General features: G+C 44.7%; 21 protein-coding genes. 1 reads left to right on the forward strand and 20 read right to left on the reverse strand.

Translation table 11 applies throughout. The features are described from left to right. Positions 1–110: 110 nt before the first annotated feature. The 15 genes from ACYQ3Q_RS07000 to ACYQ3Q_RS07070 all read right to left on the reverse strand — a co-directional run bounded on the left by ACYQ3Q_RS07000 (position 111) and on the right by ACYQ3Q_RS07070 (position 14,781). Complete coding sequence (locus ACYQ3Q_RS07000) at positions 111–1,229, reverse strand: homocitrate synthase/isopropylmalate synthase family protein (RefSeq protein WP_459927879.1); 1,119 nt, start codon at positions 1,227–1,229, stop codon at positions 111–113. 23 nt (positions 1,230–1,252) lie between these two features. Further along, positions 1,253–2,089, reverse strand: a complete 837-nt coding sequence (locus tag ACYQ3Q_RS07005) for a radical SAM protein (RefSeq protein WP_459927880.1) — start codon at positions 2,087–2,089, stop codon at positions 1,253–1,255. A gap of 33 nt (positions 2,090–2,122) precedes the next feature. Continuing rightward, on the reverse strand, positions 2,123–2,392 hold the full coding sequence (locus tag ACYQ3Q_RS07010; protein ID WP_459927881.1) for a ferredoxin family protein: 270 nt from the start codon (positions 2,390–2,392) through the stop codon (positions 2,123–2,125). Next, positions 2,389–2,787 (reverse strand): NifB/NifX family molybdenum-iron cluster-binding protein, encoded by a 399-nt coding sequence (locus ACYQ3Q_RS07015; protein ID WP_459927882.1) that lies wholly within the window; start codon positions 2,785–2,787, stop codon positions 2,389–2,391. The genes ACYQ3Q_RS07010 and ACYQ3Q_RS07015 overlap by 4 nt, the downstream gene beginning before the upstream one ends. Positions 2,788–2,918: 131 nt before the next feature. Beyond that, positions 2,919–4,241 (reverse strand): nitrogenase iron-molybdenum cofactor biosynthesis protein NifN, encoded by a 1,323-nt coding sequence (gene nifN, locus ACYQ3Q_RS07020; RefSeq protein ID WP_459927883.1) that lies wholly within the window; start codon positions 4,239–4,241, stop codon positions 2,919–2,921. After that, positions 4,234–5,601 (reverse strand): nitrogenase iron-molybdenum cofactor biosynthesis protein NifE, encoded by a 1,368-nt coding sequence (gene nifE, locus ACYQ3Q_RS07025; protein WP_459927884.1) that lies wholly within the window; start codon positions 5,599–5,601, stop codon positions 4,234–4,236. The genes nifN and nifE overlap by 8 nt, the downstream gene beginning before the upstream one ends. 82 nt (positions 5,602–5,683) lie before the next feature. Continuing rightward, a complete protein-coding gene (nifK, locus tag ACYQ3Q_RS07030; protein ID WP_459927885.1) occupies positions 5,684–7,102 on the reverse strand; it encodes a nitrogenase molybdenum-iron protein subunit beta in 1,419 nt (472 codons plus the stop codon). A 24-nt stretch (positions 7,103–7,126) separates the two neighbouring features. Continuing rightward, positions 7,127–8,560 carry a nitrogenase molybdenum-iron protein alpha chain gene (gene nifD / locus ACYQ3Q_RS07035; RefSeq protein WP_459927886.1) on the reverse strand — a complete coding sequence of 478 codons (1,434 nt, stop codon included), beginning with the start codon at positions 8,558–8,560 and terminating at the stop codon, positions 7,127–7,129. 185 nt (positions 8,561–8,745) lie between these two features. Then, positions 8,746–9,573, reverse strand: coding sequence for a nitrogenase iron protein (nifH, locus tag ACYQ3Q_RS07040; protein WP_459927887.1), 828 nt, complete (start codon positions 9,571–9,573; stop codon positions 8,746–8,748). Positions 9,574–9,675: 102 nt separating this feature from the next. Further along, positions 9,676–10,059, reverse strand: a complete 384-nt coding sequence (locus tag ACYQ3Q_RS07045) for a P-II family nitrogen regulator (RefSeq protein ID WP_459927888.1) — start codon at positions 10,057–10,059, stop codon at positions 9,676–9,678. Between the two features lie 2 nt (positions 10,060–10,061). Next, the gene (locus ACYQ3Q_RS07050) at positions 10,062–10,379 is read right to left on the reverse strand and encodes a P-II family nitrogen regulator (protein ID WP_459927889.1); all 318 of its coding nucleotides are present in this window, start codon (positions 10,377–10,379) and stop codon (positions 10,062–10,064) included. Between the two features lie 437 nt (positions 10,380–10,816). Continuing rightward, entirely contained in the window at positions 10,817–11,242 is a 426-nt protein-coding gene (locus ACYQ3Q_RS07055) for a HutP family protein (RefSeq protein WP_459927890.1), read from the reverse strand. A gap of 348 nt (positions 11,243–11,590) precedes the next feature. After that, positions 11,591–13,159 (reverse strand): murein biosynthesis integral membrane protein MurJ, encoded by a 1,569-nt coding sequence (murJ, locus tag ACYQ3Q_RS07060; RefSeq protein ID WP_459927962.1) that lies wholly within the window; start codon positions 13,157–13,159, stop codon positions 11,591–11,593. Between the two features lie 94 nt (positions 13,160–13,253). Further along, entirely contained in the window at positions 13,254–14,345 is a 1,092-nt protein-coding gene (gene spoIIP / locus ACYQ3Q_RS07065; RefSeq protein WP_459927891.1) for a stage II sporulation protein P, read from the reverse strand. Positions 14,346–14,451: 106 nt separating this feature from the next. After that, positions 14,452–14,781, reverse strand: coding sequence for a phage holin family protein (locus ACYQ3Q_RS07070; protein WP_459927892.1), 330 nt, complete (start codon positions 14,779–14,781; stop codon positions 14,452–14,454). 194 nt (positions 14,782–14,975) lie between these two features. On the opposite strand from ACYQ3Q_RS07070, the gene rpsT reads away from it, so the two are divergent. Further along, a complete protein-coding gene (gene rpsT / locus ACYQ3Q_RS07075; RefSeq protein ID WP_459927893.1) occupies positions 14,976–15,248 on the forward strand; it encodes a 30S ribosomal protein S20 in 273 nt (90 codons plus the stop codon). A gap of 522 nt (positions 15,249–15,770) precedes the next feature. Here the strand turns inward: rpsT and holA are convergent. The 5 genes from holA to ACYQ3Q_RS07100 all read right to left on the reverse strand — a co-directional run bounded on the left by holA (position 15,771) and on the right by ACYQ3Q_RS07100 (position 21,799). Beyond that, a complete protein-coding gene (gene holA, locus ACYQ3Q_RS07080; RefSeq protein ID WP_459927894.1) occupies positions 15,771–16,772 on the reverse strand; it encodes a DNA polymerase III subunit delta in 1,002 nt (333 codons plus the stop codon). Between the two features lie 201 nt (positions 16,773–16,973). Next, positions 16,974–17,159 carry a hypothetical protein gene (locus tag ACYQ3Q_RS07085; RefSeq protein WP_459927895.1) on the reverse strand — a complete coding sequence of 62 codons (186 nt, stop codon included), beginning with the start codon at positions 17,157–17,159 and terminating at the stop codon, positions 16,974–16,976. Then, positions 17,149–18,453: an IS91 family transposase gene (locus tag ACYQ3Q_RS07090; RefSeq protein WP_459927896.1), complete on the reverse strand. Its 1,305-nt coding sequence runs from the start codon at positions 18,451–18,453 to the stop codon at positions 17,149–17,151. Before ACYQ3Q_RS07090 ends, ACYQ3Q_RS07085 begins: the two co-directional genes overlap by 11 nt. 218 nt (positions 18,454–18,671) lie before the next feature. Beyond that, entirely contained in the window at positions 18,672–21,152 is a 2,481-nt protein-coding gene (locus ACYQ3Q_RS07095; protein ID WP_459927897.1) for a DNA internalization-related competence protein ComEC/Rec2, read from the reverse strand. Continuing rightward, positions 21,149–21,799 carry a ComEA family DNA-binding protein gene (locus tag ACYQ3Q_RS07100; protein WP_459927898.1) on the reverse strand — a complete coding sequence of 217 codons (651 nt, stop codon included), beginning with the start codon at positions 21,797–21,799 and terminating at the stop codon, positions 21,149–21,151. Before ACYQ3Q_RS07100 ends, ACYQ3Q_RS07095 begins: the two co-directional genes overlap by 4 nt. Between the last annotated feature and the right edge of the window lie 26 nt (positions 21,800–21,825).

The following is a 21,825-nucleotide window of genomic DNA, read 5'->3' on the forward strand; positions in this document are numbered from 1 at the left end:
TTACCCCTTCTCAGTAAACCTAATCCAATCGTCCAATTCTACACAAAATGACAAAAACCTTCTTTCAAGCAAATCTGCCTAAAGAAGGTTTTTGTCATATCTTTTTTTGTTCAGCATGGATTGCCCACAATCCTCATGATATCGTCTTCGTTCATAGGCTTCTTGAGCTGTTGAGTTTGATGCAAGATTGTGATAAATAATTTATCGATGGTCTCTTGGTCAAAGTCAATTCCTTTAGATTTTAAAAGCCGCAAGATGGTTTTGAGACCAGAATATTTTCCAAAGGAGGTTGAATGCTGCCTTCCTACGCTTTCAGGTGGAAATGTTTGGTAGTTTGCAAAATCCTTCTGAATTCCGTCAATGTGTATGGAGGAAGTGTGAGTGAAAGCGTCTTCCCCGATCACGGGTTTTGCCCGAGGGATTAAACGATCGGTTACCAAGCTGACCATTGAGCAAATTGAATTTAAACGGTTCAAGTCAAAACGCACACTTTGATTGAGACAATATCTCAGAGCAACCGCGACTTCTTCAAGCGGGGCATTGCCAGTCCTTTCGCCCAATCCTCCCACCGTCACGCTTAAGGCCTGAAAACCTGCTTGGACTGCTGCCAGAGCATTAGCCGTCGCCATCCCAAAATCATTATGGGCATGAAATTCTAAAGGAATTCCAGATATCTTCACTAACTCTTGCAGAGTAAAGAAAACTTTCAGAGGGTCAAGAATTCCCAGAGTATCCGCAAAGCGTACCCGGTCAACCCCTAGCTTCTGAGCCTCCGCAAGGATCTCTGAGAGAAAGGCAGGATCTGCTCTACTAGCATCTTCAAGCCCGAGAACAAGATAGCCAACCTCCTTTTTAGCATTATGGATACAAAGACCCATTTGCTCAAGAACCCAAGCGCGATCCTTTTGTATTTTATGCTTGATTTGTTGGTCCGATGTCGGAATTGAAATACCGACTCCCTCGACCCTCGTTCGATAACTTGCTTGGAGATCTGACAGCACAGCACGATTCCAAGTGATGAGACGAACTGGCAAATGTAGAGCAACTAGCTTGGATATTATGCGAGTTTCTGCTTTTCCCATTGCAGGCACTCCCACTTCCAATTCATCGATTCCAGCATCTGCCAGGGCCCTAGCGATCTTTTCCTTTTCCCGTAGACCGAACGCCACACCAGGCGCTTGCTCACCATCTCTTAGTGTTGTATCGCATAATAAAACCCTTTGTTCCATTTAAATAACTCCTTTTTCCATCATTAAAGTACCCCAATAGCATCTGCACGGCATTGTTGACAGTGAGTCATCTGGGGAAGAAGTGAGCCAAGACTGCATCGGATACTTGCTAAAAGTTCTTTAGTCGGAGCTTTAATGTGCGCGAGTTTTCCTTGTGAGATCAAGGGCATGATGTTGTGAAGGTGCGCACCTCTTTTCTTGATTTCCACACCCAAGCTGTATAAAAGCTGGTCGTTGACACCAGGAATAAGCACGGTGTTAACTTTTACGGTCATTCCAGCCTTAGAAGCCAATTCAAGTCCCGCTAGTTGATTATTAATTAAAATCTTTGCAGCATCCGGCCCAATCAGAGTTTTACCTTCCCATCGAACGTAACTGTAGATTTTAGCACCAATTTTCTCATCTAAGGTGTTAATTGTAACCGTAATATGGGACACGCCAATCTCCACCAATTCATCGATCTTTTCTGGCAAGAGAAGCCCATTAGTGCTTATACAAAGGATCATCTCTGGAAAATCTCTCTTTACCCCTCTTAGGGTTTCGAACGTAGCGCTGTTCGCTAAAGGTTCTCCAGGACCCGCAATTCCTACAACGGTAAGTTTTGATCCGATATCAGATGCTTTTGCCTTCATGACTGTTTGAAGCGCTTCTTCTGAGCTTTGTACCTTACTGGTTACCCCTGGACGGGATTCATTTGCACAATCAAATTTGCGCACACAATAATTACAAGATATATTACATCCCGGAGCTACGGCCAAGTGGATCCGCCCGGTTTTACCATGCCCCTTTGTTGAGAAACATGGATGTCCATGATTGAGGTGTGGGCTATTTATAGTTCCTCGCGTACATTCTTTATGCATCTTAATCCCTCCATTCGTTTTGTTATTCGTTTGTTATACTGATTTTTCCTTAAACGTATAGCAGTGACGTACACAGATATTGCCGCAGGCCTGGCAACCAATGCATCGGGCTTTATTAGCAATTTTAGCGATGTGCCGTTCTGTCCCCTCATCATCCTCGAAACTCTCGAGGCCTAAGCATTTTTGCACACATAATTTCACACACCGCCCACATCCTAGACACAGGGCGTTATCGATCTCTTCCACATACTGTGGAGTCCAAGGTAATCCGCCAAAGGTTTGGTAAATTAGTACTTCACTCACTCTAAATCCTCCTTCTGAGGTTCGATATCCCCCACGTCTCCCACTTTCTTTTTTAGCCAAGGGGGCAATTTTTTGGAGAGCAGCAATTTATTGAGTCTGTCAAGTTCGTCGACGATCAATGTCCCTTCGAGCACTTTCAAAGGATGAATACCGCTTTGAACTAAACGCGCTGCCGCGGGACCGCCAATCTGTGTGCAATAGACGATCGCACATTCTTTGAGCATTTTAATGCGTACATCAACTTTATCCTCGGACTCCGCCATGTCTTCAGAGGATAGAGATGTATGGATAACTCCTTGAGGTTCCTTTGTAAATCTATACATTTCAAACGAAGGGGCGGAAGCAAAATGCGAGTCAATTGTTTTACCATCACTACTGGCAAAGGCTATCAGCATACCTGTACCCTCCCTTAAACTAAGACCTATCCCTCGATATCTCCTTTATTTCTGAAACTTCTTTTTGCTATCTCTCTCTTTTTTAGACTCATTATCTGGACCTATCGACCTTATCGACCTCGCCCTTCTCCCTAACCTACTGAATTCAAGGTGTCAAAGAGAAATTGCTGAGTGCCTTGATAGCCAATCCAGCTTTTTTGCGGATAACCAACCCGGTCAAAAACTGGCAACCCCGCTCTTAAATGAGGAAGCTTAAGCAGCCCTGCGGCTTGACGACCGTTCGAATTGGCAATAATTAACGTACTCTGACCCGCTCGTTCCTCCAGGGTTTCCAGGTCACCCACTTCGATCGGAATTGGGAGAGATAGTGTGTGGATGCCCGCTTGGGATGCCGCCAAGGCTACAGAAAGCTCAGCGCCCACCTCAACCAAGCAGGAGGCTAGACTATAGAGCAGATCCATCTCCAAGGCTATCGCTATCTTTAGACCGCCAAGTTGGTCATGAAAGTCGGCTAGTGTATCTAGCAATCGGCTTCTTTGCCGGAGTAGCTTTGCTGGTATCGGCTTACCCGATATCTTAGCTAACGTTAAAATGAACGTATCTGTTGCGGCGAGGCCAGTTATGGCAGGAAAGTTAAAATGGGGGATTTCGTAAGTTTGTTTTACTATCTCTCCCGCTTTCTCCATACTCAGTCCAAACGACAGACAGGCCTTAGAGTTTGCTACACGCTGAAAATCTTCAAGTAGCGTTCCGCCCTGAACCACCGGAGCCGCTTCCAGTTCAGCGTGCCCATCGAGAGAAATTGAAAGATCAGGAATGGTAATAGGCCTAAATCCGAATTCCATCACGATCTCTTTAAGCTCATCGACATCGCCCGGGGTTAAATGACAACCAGGCAGCAACGTTATCGACAGCGCTGGATCTTCGTCAAGGCTAGAACCTGAGCTCGATCCGAATTGCTCCTTCGTCTTAGCCGAATGCCCGGTCAATGTCGTAATCAGTGCCTCTACCGTCCGCTGATACCCTTCTTGCATCGAACCAATATAGTCCGGCGTACTGGCCAGTACAACAGGCAAATCCACTAAATCCGGTCTTTCTGAGCGCAGGCTAGACAGTGCGCTAGCCATGTCGTCTCCGAAGGTTTCGGTTAACCCAGTACTCATCACGCCAATAATTTGAGGCCTATATTTATCGGCTGCTACTGCAATTCCTTTTTTAAGATGTTCCCAACCCCCAAAAATGACTGAGTCTTCTAAAAGGGCCGTCGAATTAAGGGGAATCGGTTCCTTATAATGCCTTGAGAGCTGTAAGCGAATGAACGAAGAACACCCCTGAGAACCATGGAGTAAGGCTAAAAGTCCATTGACGCCGAGGTAGGCTAGAGTTGCACCAAGCGCTGGGCTGTTTTTCTGTGGATTCCCTTGATAATGTCGCGTATTCGCCGGATCATTCATCTTGTTCACCCTCCTTCGGCGGGAATTCCTCTTTCAAAAGCCCCCAAACAGGACTCAGCACCGTGCGCGTTAAAGTCTCTGCAAAGGTAACCATTCCCTGATAGCCCGCATACGGTAGTTTTCTACCGTGGTTGATATCCAGAAAAGGAGTTCTTGTTTTATGTGCCAGATATTTTGTTTTTCCTCCGGCAACGATCAGATCCGGTTTCTTCTCCGCAATAATCTTTAAAAAGCCTGCTGAGCTTGTGTCCTCGATAATCTGGGCTGAGGGATCCATCAGTTCTTTCATACGCTGGAAATCCTCTGGTGTGGAGTTTTGGGTTCCTCCAGCTAAGATGTTGATCCCTAATTCAGCCAAGGTAGACACCATCGACCAGGTTTTAACCCCGCCCGTAAACAAGATGGCCTGCTTATTCTCCAGTAACCTTTTGTAACCTGCAATGATCTTTCGTGTTTCCTCTTCCTTCTTACGAACATAGACTAAGGTTCGCTCCAACAAATCCAGATCATTGAGCGCTTTGGCGATATTGATCAGAGTTTGGGAGGTGTCTTGAATCCCATAAAACGACCCCTCTATAAAGGGTATACCATAGCGAATCTCCATTTTCCTGACTAGATTGGTCAGACTTTTGGAGCAGATCAGCACGTTAAGACTGGCTCTGTGAGCGGAACGCAGATCATCGAACTTTGCATCCCCGGTAATAGCCGTTTGAAGTGTGATCCCCAAGTTTTTTAAATCAGGTATAACCCCCCAAAGATCTCCGGCGATGTTATACTCCCCGATAAGGTTAATAGAAAGGGGTATTTTCTCCTCCGGCCCATCCCCTGTGCCGATAACCCGCTCAAATAAAACTTCCCCTGCAATCCGATTTCCAATATTTTTGTCCCCTAAAAAGCCTGGGCAATTAACGGCAATCACCGGAATCGTCAATTCAGCTTGCGTTTCTTGACAAATTTTATCGACGTCATCACCGATTAACGAGGAGACACAGGTTGCGTAGACAAAGATTGCTTTTGGATCATGTCTCACCGCGATTTCCAAGATCGACTCTTTGAGCTTAGCCTCTCCGCCATAGATTACATCATTTTCCATGATGTCTGTGGTCAGTCCCCGTCGATACAGTTGGGAACCTGAGGAGCGAGCTCCTCGGTTATCCCAAGAGTTGCCAGCACAGGCTATCGGTCCATGCACAAGGTGAGCAACATCCGTGATGGGCATGAGCACAACTCGTGCTCCGTCATAAGCGCAACTTCGCTCTGCGCCTTCACCGGGCAGGGCCTTCATGCATAATTTAGGCGAACCGGCATCTGACATGTACTTTTTATCCTTAAGATCTAATTTGGTAAGATTGGTGAACATGAAGCACCCCTCCTTCTGGTGGGGACATTCCTCTGAGCCACTTATCATTACTTCTCTTTGAGGAGGTGTGTCCCCTGACCTCTTATCGCATCATTTCGAAGTACGTGTCTGAGGAAGTCCTATCTTTCTCCTCCAGAAACGTGTTCGCGATCATGCTGATCAAATTAATCACTCCGGAATACCCAACGATGGGATAACGATGGAGATTCACCCGATCCGTGATGGGGAAACCTATTCTGACCAATGGAATATTGGCATCACGGGCTGCCCACTTGCCATGGGAGTCGCCAATTAACATATCGACAGGTTCTGTGACCAGCAAGGAACGGAGGTGCCAAAGGTCTTTGCCTGCATACAGTGTGGCTTCTTGACCGTAAGGGCTTGAAGCCAGTAATTTTTCCATGGCTTTTTTAAACAAGGGGGTGGAATTTGTGCAAACTATATGAACCGGTACTCCTCCCATTTCAAGCAAAAAACTGACGACTCCGATCAGGATATCCGGGTCACCAAACAGTGCAAATTTCTTACCATGAAGATAGGGATGAGCATCAGTCATGGCATCGACTGCAAGTCCCCGCTCAAAGGTCATCTCCTCTGGAACGTCTTTCCCCGTGAATTTGGCAACAGATTCAATGAATTTGTCCGTGCCCGCTATCCCGATCGGCATAGAAAGCGTTTCGACGGGAACTGCCTTACCGGCGAGATATTTACTGGTTGTTGGCGTTGAGTAAGTCTGTAAGAATAAGAAACTGGCCGCGTTTAAAGCCTCGTTCATTTCGGTAATGGGTGTTCCCCCCGGGTACAATTGGTAGGTGCCTAAATTAGGCGCATCAAAAACATCGCTAGAGTCGGGTAAAAGGGTATAAGGTGCATCCATCACTTTGAAAAGTCGTTTATATTCACGCAAATTAGCGGGGTAAGTATCAAAGCCAGGGACAACATAAAGTCTGTCGTTGATTTCTTCCTCCTGCCTAGGCTTGGCTAGGCATTCAATGAGACCCTTGAGCATCGTATCGTATCCAGTTATATGGGACCCCTTAAAACTTGGAGTGTTAGCCAAGGCGACTGGAAAATCTTGAGGAATGGCTTCTTGTTCCTTTGCATTACCTAGATAAGCATTGATATCGTCTCCAATCACTTCAGCCATACAGCTCGTGAAGACGGCGATCACTTTTGGGCTGTAAACTGCATAAGCATTCTTCAACCCTTCGATGAGGTTCCCCTGTCCGCCAAAGACGGCAGAATCCTCGGTCATAGAATCAGACACTGCGGCTACCGGTTCTCTGTAATGGCGAGATAATGTGCTGCGAAAATAAGCAGTGCACCCTTGTGAACCATGGGTAAACGGTAGGCATCCCTCGATTCCTAAGGCACAAAGCAAGGCGCCAAGGGGTTGGCATGCTTTGGCCGGATTGATGACCAGCTTTTCACGGGCGAAATTCTTTTCTCGATATTCTACAGAATCCAGCCAACTTTTTGTTGCCTTAGTACAAGTTTCCATTGTGTGACATCCTTTCTGCCCAATTTATTTTGTCCAAGGGGCTTTGATTGATTTCCAAGTAGGGCTGTTAATAGCCATATCCATATCCCGAGCAAAAATCGGGAATCCCTCGTAGCCGTGATAAGGGCCTGAATAATCCCAAGAATGCATTTGACGGAAGGGAAGACCCATTTTTTCAAAAACATACTTTTCTTTGATCCCTGATCCCACCAAATCAGGCTTTAACTTCATGACAAACTCTTCAAGTTCAAAGGCTGTCACATCATCATAAATTAACGTTCCCTCTTTTAATTCAGGAATAGTTTTCTCATAATCCTCCTTGTGAGCAAATTCATAGCCCGTTCCAGTAACCTCCATGCCCAAATCTTCATAAGCTCCCACAATGTGTCTCGGACGAAGGCCGCCCACATAAAGCATGACGCTTTTTCCATCCAAGCGTGGGCGATAGGTCTCGATCACTTTTTGCATCTGGGGTTCATATTTCTCAAGCACTTTGAGAGCTTTTTCCAGAATATAGTCGTCAAATTGGGCAGCAATTTTCAGGATTGATTCACGAATTTTAGTCGGTCCGAAGAAGTTAAATTCTATCCAAGGGGTTCCATAAGTTTCTTCCATGTGTTTAGCAATGTAATTCATACTTCTGAAACAGTGAATTAAATTCAGCTTAACAAGATGTCCGTTCTGCAGCATTTCCATCGTCGAGTCGCCTGTCCAAATATTGACGACCTTTAAACCCATTTCTTCTAAAATCTTTTTACTGGCCCAGGCATCTCCGCCAATATTATAATCGCCGATAATTCCGATATCGTACTTTCCGATTTCTCTAGCTGGCCCTTTCCCCAAAAGATGATCTCGAATAGCATCATTGGCAATATGATGGCCCAGGGATTGGCTTATTCCCCTAAACCCTTCACAACGAACTGGGACGACTGGCATCTCAAGTTCTAGGCTCATCCGGCGAGCGACACTTTCAATGTCGTCTCCAATCAGTCCGACAGGACATTCTGATAGCACCGAAATACCTTTGGCATTTGGGAAAAGACCTACAGCCTCGTGGATTATTTTCTCCAGTTTTTTGTCCCCACCGTAAATGATATCGCTTTCCTGGAAGTCCGAGGTAAATAGAAAAGGGACAAAGTTATCAACACCGATTTCGCCTTCCGCTAAGTTCCTGCGGTTACCCCAAGAATAATAACCACACCCGACAGGTCCATGGGATATATGCACGACATCCTTGACCGGACCCCAAACAACCCCTTTGGCCCCTGCGTAAGCACACCCCCGGGCAGTCATCAGCCCTGGCACCGTTTTCGAATTAGATTTGACTGCGCAACTCGCACACTCACTATCTTTGACCGCAATGTGTTGTCTGCGATTCTTTTTAGCCTTTTCCGGATAAATTTCCAGAACTTCTTCTACGACTTGTTTTCTGAAATCCTTGGTCTCTTTAATGCTCATAACGCTGTCCTCCCTCATCATAAAAAGCCCCTTACTCTTGCGTCCCGCCCAACTGGCACCTTCTAATACCCTTTTTTTGTGCGACACTATTAAAACAGTGCGCTCCGAAGTGTTAGCCGAATAACATTAATAACTTCTTAGTAACTTCTTAGTAACTTAATTAGCTATTAACCATTAACTCAAAACTACATATCCAGGATACCAAATTCCATCATTAATGCTTCTAATTCATCCATGGAAAGGGGGGTCGGGATGGTCATCATGGTGTTATTCTCAATTTTTCGGGCCAGCTCTCGATACTGATCAGCCTGAACATGGGTTGGGTTATATTCGATAACCGTCTGTTTACGCACTTCAGCCCGTTGCACCTCGTTATCTCGAGGCATGAAGTGAATCATTTGGGTATTCAAGGCTTTAGCCAGCGCTTCAATTAACTCATGTTCTTTGTCTGTTTGACGACTATTACAGATTAACCCCCCCAGACGTACGGTCCCAGTCGTCGCGTACTTTAAGATTCCTTTCGAAATATTGTTGGCTGCATACATGGCCATCATTTCGCCAGAAGTTACAATATAGATCTCCTTAGCTTTATTCTCGCGGATCGGCATTGCAAAGCCCCCGCACACCACGTCTCCCAAGACATCGTAAAAAACATAATCTGTATCCGTAGAATAAGCCCCGTTTTCCTCCAAAAAGTTAATCGCTGTGATTACTCCTCGACCAGCACAGCCGACCCCTGGTTCTGGCCCCCCCGATTCTGCACACCGAACTCCCAAATACCCTTCTACCAAAACCTCATCCAGTTCTAAATCTTCGACAGTCCCTCTCTCGCGGGCTAAATCCATAACTGTCGTTTGTGCTTTACTGTGCAAAATCAAGCGCGTGGAATCTGCTTTAGGGTCACAGCCAACAATCGTTACTTTCCTGCCCATTTCAGCTAGGGCGACGACTGTATTTTGAGTTGTCGTCGATTTTCCTATACCACCTTTGCCATATATTGCAATTTGTCTCATGTCAATCCATCTCCTTTTTTACTCACTGCCCCTTAAGATAAAGCCATTATGATAATGCACCCGTATCAGTATTGTTTATAACTACCTCAATTCTGACTGAATCTAAATAACGGCTTCTTTTCCGGTTTCCCCCGTGCGAACGCGAACAACTTCTTTTAAGGGTAGGACAAAGATTTTACCGTCACCTATGTGCCCAGTCTGATTCGCTTTAATAATCACATCGACTACTTCTTCGACTTGATCATCCTGAACGACAATTGTTAACATCCTTTTAGGAATCCAGTTAAAATTGGTATCATCCGCCAGTTCTCTACTCAACATAGAATTCAATTCCGGATCAACCTCAGCTGCCCACCCTCCGATTCCACCTTGTTTGCCACGACCCTCCACACTTTGGATCGTCAGAGCAGGAAACCCAGCATCTTCAAAAGCCTTTTTAGTGGCAGGTACTTGATGGCGTCGAATCACCGTCATTATTTCCTTCATTTCTACAACCCCTTTGTCCCTTTACTCACGGTATACGCTTCTTCGACTTCGGTTACAAAGACCTTGCCATCACCCATGGTTCCGGTCTTGGCACTTTTGAGAATAATTGCAATGGCTTCATCCAACTTGTCATCTTCAATGACCAAGAGAAGAAGAGTCTTTGGAAACTCATCGTAAACCACATCTCCAATCCGAATACCCTTTGTCCTACCACGACCAAAGACGTGCATTTTTGTCAGAGATGGCATTCCCGCCTGCGCTAAAGCCTCAGCCACAATCTCAGTTTTATCGGGCCTTACAATTGCTCTAATCATTTTCATAAAGTTCATCCTCCTTTAATTTTGGGTCAAGATACGCTATCCATGACTCGAACAAGGATGTTCGAGATTAGAACACCGCCATGACTCGAACAAGGATGTTCGAGATTAGAACACCGCCATGGATGGCAAGGTGTCGTGATGGCAAGGTGTCGTGATAGCGAGATGGGACAATCTAAAAAGTTATACTTTCACAGGGGCTTGAATTAAACGCCATCGCATCACCTCCCTTAAAATAAGTTTATAAAAAGACAAAGAGAGCCCTTAAATTAATTAATTAATTAAGGGCTCTCTAAAACACACTTTTCCGCTCCAAATCATTTATAGATCTGGTGCCCGGTTATGAAATTGTACTCTTCTCCAAGTTTCTAAATCACTGATCACTTTGCACTCTATCACTCTAATCACTTGTGGTATCCAATTACTTGACTCACTTCAGTTCAAAGATGCATAACTCCCAATCCTATACGAGCGTGTTCTAAGAGAGGATGGAGGGAAGAACGACCATAAATTGCTACAGCAAGCCACTCCAAATCCGACGTTATTCCAACTTTTAAAGCAAAACTGGCATTACTGTTGGTATGAATAAAAATACTGTTACTGGCTTCCAATGTTGCATGGATTAACGCGTGAATCTTTCGATCTTCTTTGGGAATGACACCCGTGTTAAAAGCTGTTGCCATCACTGCATTCGTTAGTTTCCCAGTATGTTGAAGATTTGCTACAGTTCCGCCAAGCTCTGTTACGCCACAACGAAGCTCAAACGATTCATTTAAGGACTTCTTAAGCTTTTCCTCTTCCGCTCTTGTCTCAGTCATGGCTAGAAGTATTGCTGACCGTTCCAAGGAAGGTTTCACTTTTTCCATTATGGGAACTTTCAAAGTATCTCCTCCCTCTCCATCAATAAAGAAAGCCGCCAGATATCTTTTTTAGATATCGTGGCGGCTCCATTGCCGAATGCTTATCACCTAAGTGATATGCATAATAGTACCCGATAATTTGCCCTTTGTCAACGCCAGAAACAAGGATATCTGGTTAAATACATTATACATTTAAACCCTATCAGTTTCTTAGCCATTTTACTTATTATTTGGCCGATAAGCCCGAATAGACGTTCAGCACAAAAATTTTAGGGTTCGCGAGCACCCACCCTAATCAGATTAATTCTGTTTGATATGCTCTCGGGATATCTGCATTGTCTGTCTTAATCCCCTTTAACGTGCTCCAATCTTCCGTCGCACCAAACCCATCGCCTGCTCAAACTCTTGCATCCTCAAAAACTTCGCCATCACCGCAAAGACAATAGCCCCGATGGCCGATCCAGTCACTAGTACCGTAAGCGAAGCTAAAGTACGAACACCAATTACCGAAGTTAGCCACTGCATCCATACCCAGATCACAACGGCCATAAGCAGCGACGCAACTAAGGCTTTTAGACTAGTCAAGAACATAGCCCAACCGTCCATTTGCCCTAACCTCTTGCGCAGAAGGTAAAACAAGAGAAGCATATTCACAAAGGCAGCAATCGTTGTGGCAAAGGCTAAGCCCCCATGAGCCAGCGGACCAATCAATAAATACATGGCTAAAATATTAACAGCCATTGCAATAATCCCCAATATTACGGGTGTCCAAGTATCCTGAAGGGCATAAAAAGCCCGCGGCAGAATCTGAATCACCGCTTGTGAAGTTATTCCAATCGAAAAATAAAATAAAGGAATCGCCATCATTAAGGTATCATCTGCTGTAAACTGACCATGCTCAAACAAAACCCGAATCAAGGGAAAACGCAAAACGATCATGCCCACCGAAATCGGAAGAGTTATGAAAATTACCATGCGAATACCATTCGATAACGTCTGCCGAAAATCATCCCACTTTTTTAAAGCTGCTTGTTCCGTCATCGTCGGAAAAGTCGCGACCGCAATAGCTAAGGCAAAGATCCCTACCGGCAACTGAAAAAGACGATAGGAATACCAGACAGCAGTAATACTGCCCGGAAACATCATCGACCCAAAGTTATTATTGACCACCACCTGAATTTGATTCAGAGAATAACTGAGAATAATAGGTACAGCCAAGGCCCCGATTAGGCGGACACCTGGATGCCGCCAGTCAATAATCGGATAATAACGGATTCCCACTTTCCGCAAAGCCGGAATTTGAACAGCAAAATTAGCAATCGCCCCAAAAACAACCCCAAAGGCAAAGCCAGAAATGCTTTCCGGCTTTGCCGGATTTGCCAGAATCGTCCCAAAAAAGATAACACTCGCATTGTAAAGCACGGTTCCCACTGCAGAGGGCCAAAAAATCTTATAAGAATTTAAAATCCCCATCGTCAAACCGCTTAAGGCCATAAATAAAGGCTGCAGCAAGAGAATTCGAGTCAAGTGCGTAGCTAGAACCATGTTTTCAGCCTCAAACCCTGGAACTACTAGACGAATAAAGTGGGGGGTAAAAAAAAGCCCCACTAAAACAAACACCCCAAGGGTAAGCAAGATCAAGTTCACAACAGAGCTGGCAACCCGCCAACCCTCATCCTCATTATCTTTGGCAATATATTCAGAAAAGACAGGAATAAAGGCAGCACTCAAAACTCCGCCTACTAACAACCAATATAACAAATCAGGAAGAACAAACGCCGTATTATAAGCATCCGTTACTCCGCTCTGTCCATAAAAACCCGCCATCAAGGTTTCTCTTAAAAAACCTAAAATCCTAGAAATTAATTGAGCAGCCATTAAAAATCCTGCGGCTTTAACAAGTGTTCGGTTGGTTGATGACATATCGAGTAAACCTCTTCTCCCCATCTCCATATCTACCACCCGAATTATAGCATTTTTCGCCATGCTAAAAAAGAGAAACCTAAAGGAATTAGGGCTAAGACACTTCCTCCCTTAAGCACTCTGCCAAAATCTCTGCCACAGCCTCAGCCGCCCCATTGGCCTCCTCTAACGTATTTAACTGACTCCCAAACTCCAATAACAACCCGCCGTCAGAAAGATGCTGGTTATACCGCGCATCCGTAGCATAACTAATATTGGGAACAAAGAGTCCAGGATACTTCTTTTCTCCCAAAGCCATGAGTTCTTTGGCTAACGCTTCATTCTTCTGCCAGTGCGGATTCATTTTGCCAATGACCACCATAACCCGGCTGGTCTTTTGCCCCTTTACAATAACCGTTGATTTAGAGAACCCACGAGGAAGCCCATCCCGATGAATGTCTATTAAAAACTCCAACGAAGGATAATCTTTCGTCATTTGGGTTGCCGTAACCACCGATTTGCTATACGCTTTCATAAAATCTACAGCATCATGTATCTGTGTCGAATGGACCGCTGCGACTCCATTCTGGCCAAGCGCTTTCTTCAAAGTTTCACCCACTGTCACTACATCTCCGTTTTCTCCCTGCAGTCGTTCCAGACCTCCATCCCCTGCATAGCTCTCACTATTATGTGTATTATATATTCCCACTTTCACTTCTTTGGCCCCAGGAATCAAGGTATCTTTCGGATCATTATCCTCATTCCCTGTGGGTACTTGAGTAGTAATTGGTTCAAGAATGGGTCCTTCAAACTCCGGGTCATTAGGGTTGTATGCCCACCCCAACCATACTGGACCTTGTGGCGGATGGGAAAAATAGCCCAAAAAAAAGGTTCGCGGATCCGAGATATTGACACCGGTTAATAAGAACAGACTAGCCGCTACTCCTTGATGCCTAGCTAAGTCTACACGAGCGCGTTCTGGTTGAGAATATCCTGGAGCTCCTTCCAATAAAATTGCTTCAAAAGGAAATGATTGTTGAGTTAGAAAATGAACAAATTGAAGAGAACTCCCGCTGCGCAGAGCATAAACTAAACCTAAAATAACCAAGAAACTCGCAAGCCCTAGTAGAAACCCACGCATCCACGCTTTAATCGTCCAAATATTAAACTGTTTTTTTTGCCGATGATAAAAATCTTCCCGTAGCAAAGGACTTGTCCCCCTTCCTCTTATTGAAGAAGTATGAGGGACAAGTCCACTGTAGAACATAACAATTGCATTTTCGTTGAAAAAGAATTGGAAATGCTAAAGTGCCCTAACGAAGGGTCGTTGGAACAAAGCTATCCACGATCCCAATGACGAGAGAAGCTAATAGAGCACCGATAATCGATACTGTCATGTACCCAGGAATAAGAAACTGACTAAAGTAAATTACCACTGCAGCAGTAAGAAACCCTATCGAGCCCCGGCCCATACGTGTAATTTTGTCTCCAAACACTTTTTCAATTCCATAACCAACTATCGCTATCACCGCTGCAGCGACCAACGCTCCCATGAACCCATTCACACGAAGTCCGGGAACAATCCAACTTACTAATAACAGAACCACAGCTGAAACAATAAACCTCACGATCATTCCTAACATTTTTGACCCTCCAATCATTTATTTAGCTTTATCGAGAAAGTGTTTTAATAGATACAAGGTTTAGTTTATACAATATCAAGCAATTTATTAATATCATTTATTTCCTATTATTCCTTGATAAATCTGTGCCTAGATGTTAAAATGTAGTTTGTGTAACAATACAAGGAATAAACAACCAAAGGGGGTGACTATTAGTGCCAAACATTAAATCCGCGATCAAGAGAGTTGAGTTGGCAAAAGCTCGCACGATTAAGAACGCTGCAGCGAAATCTTCTTTACGGACAACCCTTCGTCGTTTCGAAGAATCAATCAGCACGGATTCCGAGACTGCAGCACTCGCTTTGAAAAAGGCAACTCGTGCTTTGGATAAAGCCTCCTCCAAGGGTTTGATTCATAAAAATCTTGCAGCTCGCAAGAAATCTCGTCTTAACAAAAGATTTAGCAAGCACTTTGCCCAAGTTAGCTAAACATAAAAGCTATAAAAAAGAAAGCGATCAATCGCTTTCTTTTTTTATAGCTTTTTTTAGATGTTGAGATCTCCCCAAGTGCATTTTTACATTTGCAAAATGCAAGTCAAGAACCGTCCCCGAACTTGCACCAAGCGCATTTGCTCAGGAACGCAAACAACGCCCACACACCCCATCCCTCTCCCGTAGACCCATGCCTAGAGGAAGTGTCTTAGCTTAGCGAGCACGATTAGTGGAATTGCGTCAATGAGCGCAGTCGATCAGGCGTTAAGAACCGCAACTGTTCACATGCGCCGGCACAGGACGTGCCAAGTGTCGAATGCGCCAAGGACGGCATAGCATTCGACCAGAAAGCCCAGAAGTTTTGCGGTTTAGCCTGAGCGACAAGCGAATAGCAAATGGAACACGATAGTCTCCAGTGGAGAGTATCGCCGAAGCCGTGATCCCAAAAGGATGACTAACCGGCGTAGGATGTGCGAGCGGGCTAAGACACTTCCTCCCACTTCCTCCCACTTCCTCTCCCTAGTCTCCGCAAAACCTAACAATCATCATTTCCAACAATTGCCCTGGATCTCCCCCTCCTGATTTCATCGCCAAATCAGTATTTAAACATTCCTTCAACGCCTTGACTAATTTCGGGGTGGATAACCTGGCGGATTGCTGCCAAACCTTTTGCGCTTCAAACGGCGAAATCCCTAACGCCGAAGGGGCTTCAGCCACATTCCCACCACGCTCGCGCAGGGCATTACAGCCTAGAAGAAGCCGAACTTGCCGAACCATTATCGTTAAGACCTTCAAAGGATGCTCTTTACGTAACACCTCATCTAAAGTTTCTAAAGCCTTTGCAGAAGATCGAATTGCCACTGCATCCAAAAGATCAAAGATGGATGCTTCAAGAGTACGAGTCGTAATCCCTTTAATATCTTCCACCGTAATCGTTTGACGATCCCCAATGTAAACCACGAGTTTATCTAATTCCTGGCTTAAAACACCCGTTTGATGTCCGGCCCATTCTATAAAAAAGGAGGCCACCTGAGCATCCATCGATTTTCCCCGAACTTTTAATTCTGATTGAACCCAAGCAAGCCATTCCGGTATTCGTTTCGGAGGGCAAAACTCCAAGATTTCTCCAGCACGTTCTAACGCCTTATAAAATTTTCTCCCTCTATGTACACTCTCTGCAATAAATAAAAGACACGTCGAAAGGTTAGGGCTGGCAAAATACTTCAAGAACGGCTCCAAATCGGCAGTCTGTCCATCTTTAAAATAAGACACCTCTTCTACAACGACCAGGCGATTTGCAAAGAAAGACATCGTATTGGCACGTTCTACAATCTCCTCCGGAGTCAGCTCAGTCGCATTAACTACTTCAATCCCGCTTCCAGAAGGATCCGTCAAGAAATAGAACGACTTAAGAACCTTCAACCCCTCCTGAATCAAAAATCGATCTTCCCCATACCACAAATAAACGGGTGCAATCTTCCCCTTTGCTACACTTTCCTTAATTCGTTCAATTTCACGCAATCTGATCCCCCCATTTTTCGCGTGTAATGGGGACGGTCCTTTTAACACACTTTTAACGCAGGAACGGGTTCCATTACATCCCCATTATATCACTTTAAGCATACATTACACATACCCACATGTAATGGAGGCCGCGGGTGTGTAATGGGTGTGTAATGCGAAAGTAGATAAGAAAAACCGAGGCTGCGGCCTCGGTCCTTTTTATTGTTCTTGGATATCCGAAATTTTGTATTCATAACCGTGGAGTCCCCTATAATACTCTGGGTACATATCCCCTCCACATTTCTCACAGTTAAACTGCGGAGGAACGGTTGGATCACCATCATCCATAGCATCAAAATTCCTTACGACTTCTAACGGTATTTTCTCTTGCTCATTACACTGCAAACAAATGTAATTGACAGAACTGTTCTCGATCGGCATTCTTCTCTGGTTTTGTGAATTCTTCTTTTTGTTGGGTTTTCGTTGTTTTGATACCGGTGATATTGTAAATCATCCTTTCCAGGCAAGCTCTTGCTACCTCATCACTTGCATACTTTATTGCCAATTGTCCATCTTTTAGGCAGACTTCTCCCTTGTACTCATAATAACACTGACAATGCGGACATACCATTGGATCTTTTCCTGTCTGCTCTTTTATCCGTTGCTCCCATTTTCTTCGTTTTACTATCTTTTTAACCTTTACGATCCATCGTCTTACTTCTTTTTGCCAGACTGAGATTAGTTTTTTACAACGTGCTTTGATTCTTCGGGAATACACACCATAATAACGGATTGTTTTAAATTGCTCATCCGGAATGTGTACGATTAATCGTTTTATAAACTCTTCAACTGTTAGTGTCTCCCGTTTCTCTTGTCCATCTTTTTTGTCATGATATCGATAGGTTACATATTGGCCGTCATATGCCTCGATCCGATGTAACGCTATTGCGGGTCGACGAATATAACGACCGATATATCCTAATTGAACTTTCACATTTCCCTTTTGCTTCGGAGCATAAACATAAAAGCCTTCTCCATTGGCTGAATAGGCTTTCTGTAAAAGATGTTGGATCTTCTTCTTTTCTGCAACGTTTAAATTGCTGCGAATTAGCTTCAAAACTACGGTCTGCCATTGTTTACGCAACATTGGAAAAGGTATATAGTCGTATACCTTCCACTCCCCATTTTTCTTCATTCCGCCCATGCTTACTAGCATATGAACATGAGGATTAAAGTTCATCTGAGCCCCAAACGTATGTAGCCCCGCTATGATTCCTGGCGTTATTTTAAATTTCTTCTTAAACCACTCTTGAATTATCCCGACCGCCTCATCCATAAGAGGTTTAAGTAACTGTCGATGCCTCTGAAATATTTCTCTTAATCCTTCATCTATCGTAAACACGACATGTCGATGATTTACCTGAAGAACGTCTTCTGCCATCATTCGGCTCCATTCCTCAGTTTCACCACTTGAACACGTTGTGCAAAATCTTCCTTTACAACGGTACGGAACGATCCGTAGATCATGGCAGCCTTCGCAAACTAATAGCTTAAACCCATTTTTGGGATTGCCACAATTCCGGAATTTCTCGACTTCTTTAATAACAATTGCTCTTATACGATCTCCGTACTTTTCGACAAATCTATCCCAGTGTCTCTCGTCGTCAAAAAAAATCCGCCTCAAAATGTTATTTTCCATGACTTCATCATACCAAATTCGCAAGTAAAGGGGTACCCTCAAAACTTATACTTTCTGATACGTTAAAAAAAGTCCTCCACAAGTTGTGGAGGATCAAAAGAAAGAGGAGGAGAAAAGAGATGTTCCTTGATATTGTTACCCAGCATTTTCTTTTTATACATCTAAGAGGCAATTCAGGGGAAATATTCTAATAGTTTAACATGAGCGCTATCTAACCCTTAATCTAAGTGTTCAAATTCGCGACCAGGAATAATTTCTATCCCGTATTTTCCTAACAAAAGTCTAACTGTTCCGTGGTCATCCGTTCTATACACTGGGATGTGACGTTCCCCCCAATACTCTAAAACCTCCCGTGAGGGGTGACCAAACGAATTTTTCCCTACCGAGATCCATACAGCTTGGGGATGAATACTTTCCAGCCAAGCTCTGTACAGAGAAAATCGACTCCCATGATGCGGCACCTTAAAAATATCCGTCTCTAAGTTCACGCCTGTCTCGAATATGTTCTCCATTTCTTCTTGCTCCATATCCGCCGTTAGCATGATACTTTGCCCTAAGTAATTGAGTTTAAGCACTAACGAATTATTATTTGAATCCGAATGCGTCCCTTCAAGTACCTGATGAGGGCCCAATACATCCAGCCAAGCCCCCGAATCAAGATCAATCCGATCTCCAGCTTGTAGCAATCGCAGTTCCGAAGCCTGAGAGGGTAAATCAACGGGAAGCCCCTCTTGCCATTCCTCATTTTCCAATCGATCCCCTACATTAGGAACCCCTACCCAATCGGTTGGAATATTGGCTAGCACTGCTCGAACTCCCCCGATGTGATCCTGATGTTCATGGGTAATTAACATAGCATCCAAATGCCCGATTCTTTTCATCAACAAATACGGAAGAACGATACGTTCTCCTGCATCAAATCGATCATTACGCGGTCCAGCATCTATCAAGATGGCCTGTTTCTTAGGTGTCCGAATTAAGATAGCATCTCCTTGTCCCACATCGATCATCACGACTTCCAGATCGTTTTGTGAATTCCAAGGACTCCATAAAAAGAGAACGATTAGCAGCACTGCACCACTTCGCACGATTACCCGGTCTTTAAACACAGGGTGAATAGCCCCTTGCGCTGAACTCCATCGTCGAACCGCTTGACGAATTCCCAAAGGACATCGTATTAGAATCTTAGAAGCCATTATTTTTAACAATCTTCTGAGAATAAGTAACCTTACTTTCAGCAAAAAAAGCGTCTTTTGTCTCCCCCACAAGAGGGTTCCCAGTCCACCATACCAAATTAGCCAAAAGAGTACCCCCGGGTTTAGAACCCAAACATCTGCATAAGGTAAGTCTGCCAACACCTTTAAGATTCTATTCGCCCCGTCTAAAAGCCATAAACTAACTTGAAAGAATGGAGTAGACAACTCGCCATAAAAAGAGAGAATAACCCCAATAAGCCCCACTTCCAGCACACTGCCTAAAACGAAAAGGATAAAGACATTCGCTAAAAATCCGATCAAAGATAGCCGATGAAATGCAGCAATCATAAGCGGCAGCGTCGCCACCTGAGCTGCAAGAGTCCCGGCAATTGCAAAACTAAGTAGTTTCGGAACTTTTTTAAAAATTTCCGCGTTAAGAATCCGCGGAGTTAATACGATAATACCCCAGGTTGCCGCAAAAGAAAGTTGAAAACCAATATCCTGAATGATTATAGGATTATGAATAAAAAGACCCACCGCAGCAAAAAATAGCCAACGCAGTGTGGCCACTTTTCCCCGCCCTAAAAGCCCCAGCAGAAATGCAATTCCCATAATTGTCGCTCTAACAATCGGGGCATTCCCTCCACAGAGCGTAGCATAAAGTAAAAGTACCATGATCGTTCCGCATATCCGAAATACCTTCGGCAAAAAGCCTAGCAACATCCAGCAAAACCCTAGCACAAAAGCCACATTAGATCCTGAAGCTGCAAAAACGTGGAGCACACCAGTCACTTTGTAGCGCTCTTGAACCACATCAGGAATCTGACTAGAATCTCCGAAAAGAATCCCTTCTAAAACCCCGGTTTCCTCTGGATCGAAGGCCTGAAGACGATTTCGAACCTGCTGGCGAATTTCCCAAGTTAAGCGCGGCTTGCCCACGACAAGAAGCAATGCATCCCCTTGGGCACTTAAGCTTCCACTTAGCCCCCGAACCGCATAGTAAAGACGCCTGTCAAACCCACCCGGTGTTCCCAGCGGCTTCGGGCGTTCTAAATGCGCCCGGAAACTCACGTAATCCCCGGGCTGAATCCGCTTCCACTCTCCCGGAATATCCCCCGCATTATTAGGATAAACCGTTAACTGATAAGCCTGACCTCTTAATTCCCCTTCCTCAATGCGAAGTATCCCAACAGCCATATCCAGGTTTACATTCCAGTCCTTAATCAACCCTACAATCTCCACCCGGTCCAAAATGAGAGGTTCAGGGAGAGTACGCTCCGCTAAGGCCCCGTACCCAAAACCGAGTAAGAGACTGGCTCCGAGCAAAAGTATCTCCGGACGAAACACTCGACCAAAAAAATCACGGGGTCGCCACAACACAAGACGTACCCCAAGAAGTACCAGAATCCCAAAAACTAAAAAACGACTCTGTTCTGGGATATAAGATCCGCAAATTCCTCCCACTAAGATGGCAACCGTTCGACCAATCCAAGGGTCTTTCATGGGCCAACCGTCACTTGCGAAGCCATTCTCTCATAGGTTTTAACCCCAATCCCTGAGACATTCTTCAAATCTTCCGCCCGGACAAAAGGTCCGTGCTCCGTCCGATATTGAATAATCCGTTCCGCAAACGCCGGGCCAATACCGGTCAGCTTGTCCAGTTCAGCCGCTCCAGCAGTATTGATATTTATTTTTCCGTCAGCCGATGCTGTAATCCCTGCCGAAGCTTGAGTAGCTACCGGAGTCGAACTATTGATCTGTGCAGGTGCAGGTGCAGGTGCAGGCACAGAAGTACTCCCTCCCGAATTCACTGTTCCACCCTCTGGAGACCCCTGAGGAGCAGGTAGACTCTTATACGGAACAGACACCTTTTGTCCATCCTTAAGCTTTTCAGCGGGATTCATGCTTTCTAAATTAGCCTCCAGCAAGGGACGAACCTGTTTAAGAGCATCATCTAAACGAGCGTCGGCCGGTAAATGGACAAGTCCTGGTTTTTCCACTGCTCCCGCAACATAGACAATAATCTCTCGACTCGAAACCGTTTTATGAAGATCAACACTGGAATTATTCGGCAAAAACAACTTCCATATCGCCAAAATAACAAGTACAACGAGCACACCCCACCATGCATAGCGAAGCTTACGCTCCATGACAGTTCCGTTGCCAAAACTTTATA

This window comes from Desulfosporosinus burensis, from assembly GCF_054657535.1.

What these genes read in the sequence shown, in the direction of transcription:
- ACYQ3Q_RS07000 (WP_459927879.1), bottom strand. Translation starts at nt 1,229, where the DNA reads ATGGAACAAAGGGTTTTATTATGCGATACAACACTAAGAGATGGTGAG.
- ACYQ3Q_RS07005 (WP_459927880.1), bottom strand. Translation starts at nt 2,089, where the DNA reads ATGCATAAAGAATGTACGCGAGGAACTATAAATAGCCCACACCTCAAT.
- ACYQ3Q_RS07015 (WP_459927882.1), bottom strand. Translation starts at nt 2,787, where the DNA reads ATGCTGATAGCCTTTGCCAGTAGTGATGGTAAAACAATTGACTCGCAT.
- nifN (WP_459927883.1), bottom strand. Translation starts at nt 4,241, where the DNA reads ATGAATGATCCGGCGAATACGCGACATTATCAAGGGAATCCACAGAAA.
- nifE (WP_459927884.1), bottom strand. Translation starts at nt 5,601, where the DNA reads ATGTTCACCAATCTTACCAAATTAGATCTTAAGGATAAAAAGTACATG.
- nifK (WP_459927885.1), bottom strand. Translation starts at nt 7,102, where the DNA reads ATGGAAACTTGTACTAAGGCAACAAAAAGTTGGCTGGATTCTGTAGAA.
- nifD (WP_459927886.1), bottom strand. Translation starts at nt 8,560, where the DNA reads ATGAGCATTAAAGAGACCAAGGATTTCAGAAAACAAGTCGTAGAAGAA.
- nifH (WP_459927887.1), bottom strand. Translation starts at nt 9,573, where the DNA reads ATGAGACAAATTGCAATATATGGCAAAGGTGGTATAGGAAAATCGACG.
- ACYQ3Q_RS07045 (WP_459927888.1), bottom strand. Translation starts at nt 10,059, where the DNA reads ATGAAGGAAATAATGACGGTGATTCGACGCCATCAAGTACCTGCCACT.
- ACYQ3Q_RS07050 (WP_459927889.1), bottom strand. Translation starts at nt 10,379, where the DNA reads ATGAAAATGATTAGAGCAATTGTAAGGCCCGATAAAACTGAGATTGTG.
- ACYQ3Q_RS07055 (WP_459927890.1), bottom strand. Translation starts at nt 11,242, where the DNA reads ATGGAAAAAGTGAAACCTTCCTTGGAACGGTCAGCAATACTTCTAGCC.
- murJ (WP_459927962.1), bottom strand. Translation starts at nt 13,159, where the DNA reads ATGTCATCAACCAACCGAACACTTGTTAAAGCCGCAGGATTTTTAATG.
- ACYQ3Q_RS07070 (WP_459927892.1), bottom strand. Translation starts at nt 14,781, where the DNA reads ATGTTAGGAATGATCGTGAGGTTTATTGTTTCAGCTGTGGTTCTGTTA.
- ACYQ3Q_RS07090 (WP_459927896.1), bottom strand. Translation starts at nt 18,453, where the DNA reads ATGGAAAATAACATTTTGAGGCGGATTTTTTTTGACGACGAGAGACAC.
- ACYQ3Q_RS07095 (WP_459927897.1), bottom strand. Translation starts at nt 21,152, where the DNA reads ATGAAAGACCCTTGGATTGGTCGAACGGTTGCCATCTTAGTGGGAGGA.
- ACYQ3Q_RS07100 (WP_459927898.1), bottom strand. Translation starts at nt 21,799, where the DNA reads ATGGAGCGTAAGCTTCGCTATGCATGGTGGGGTGTGCTCGTTGTACTT.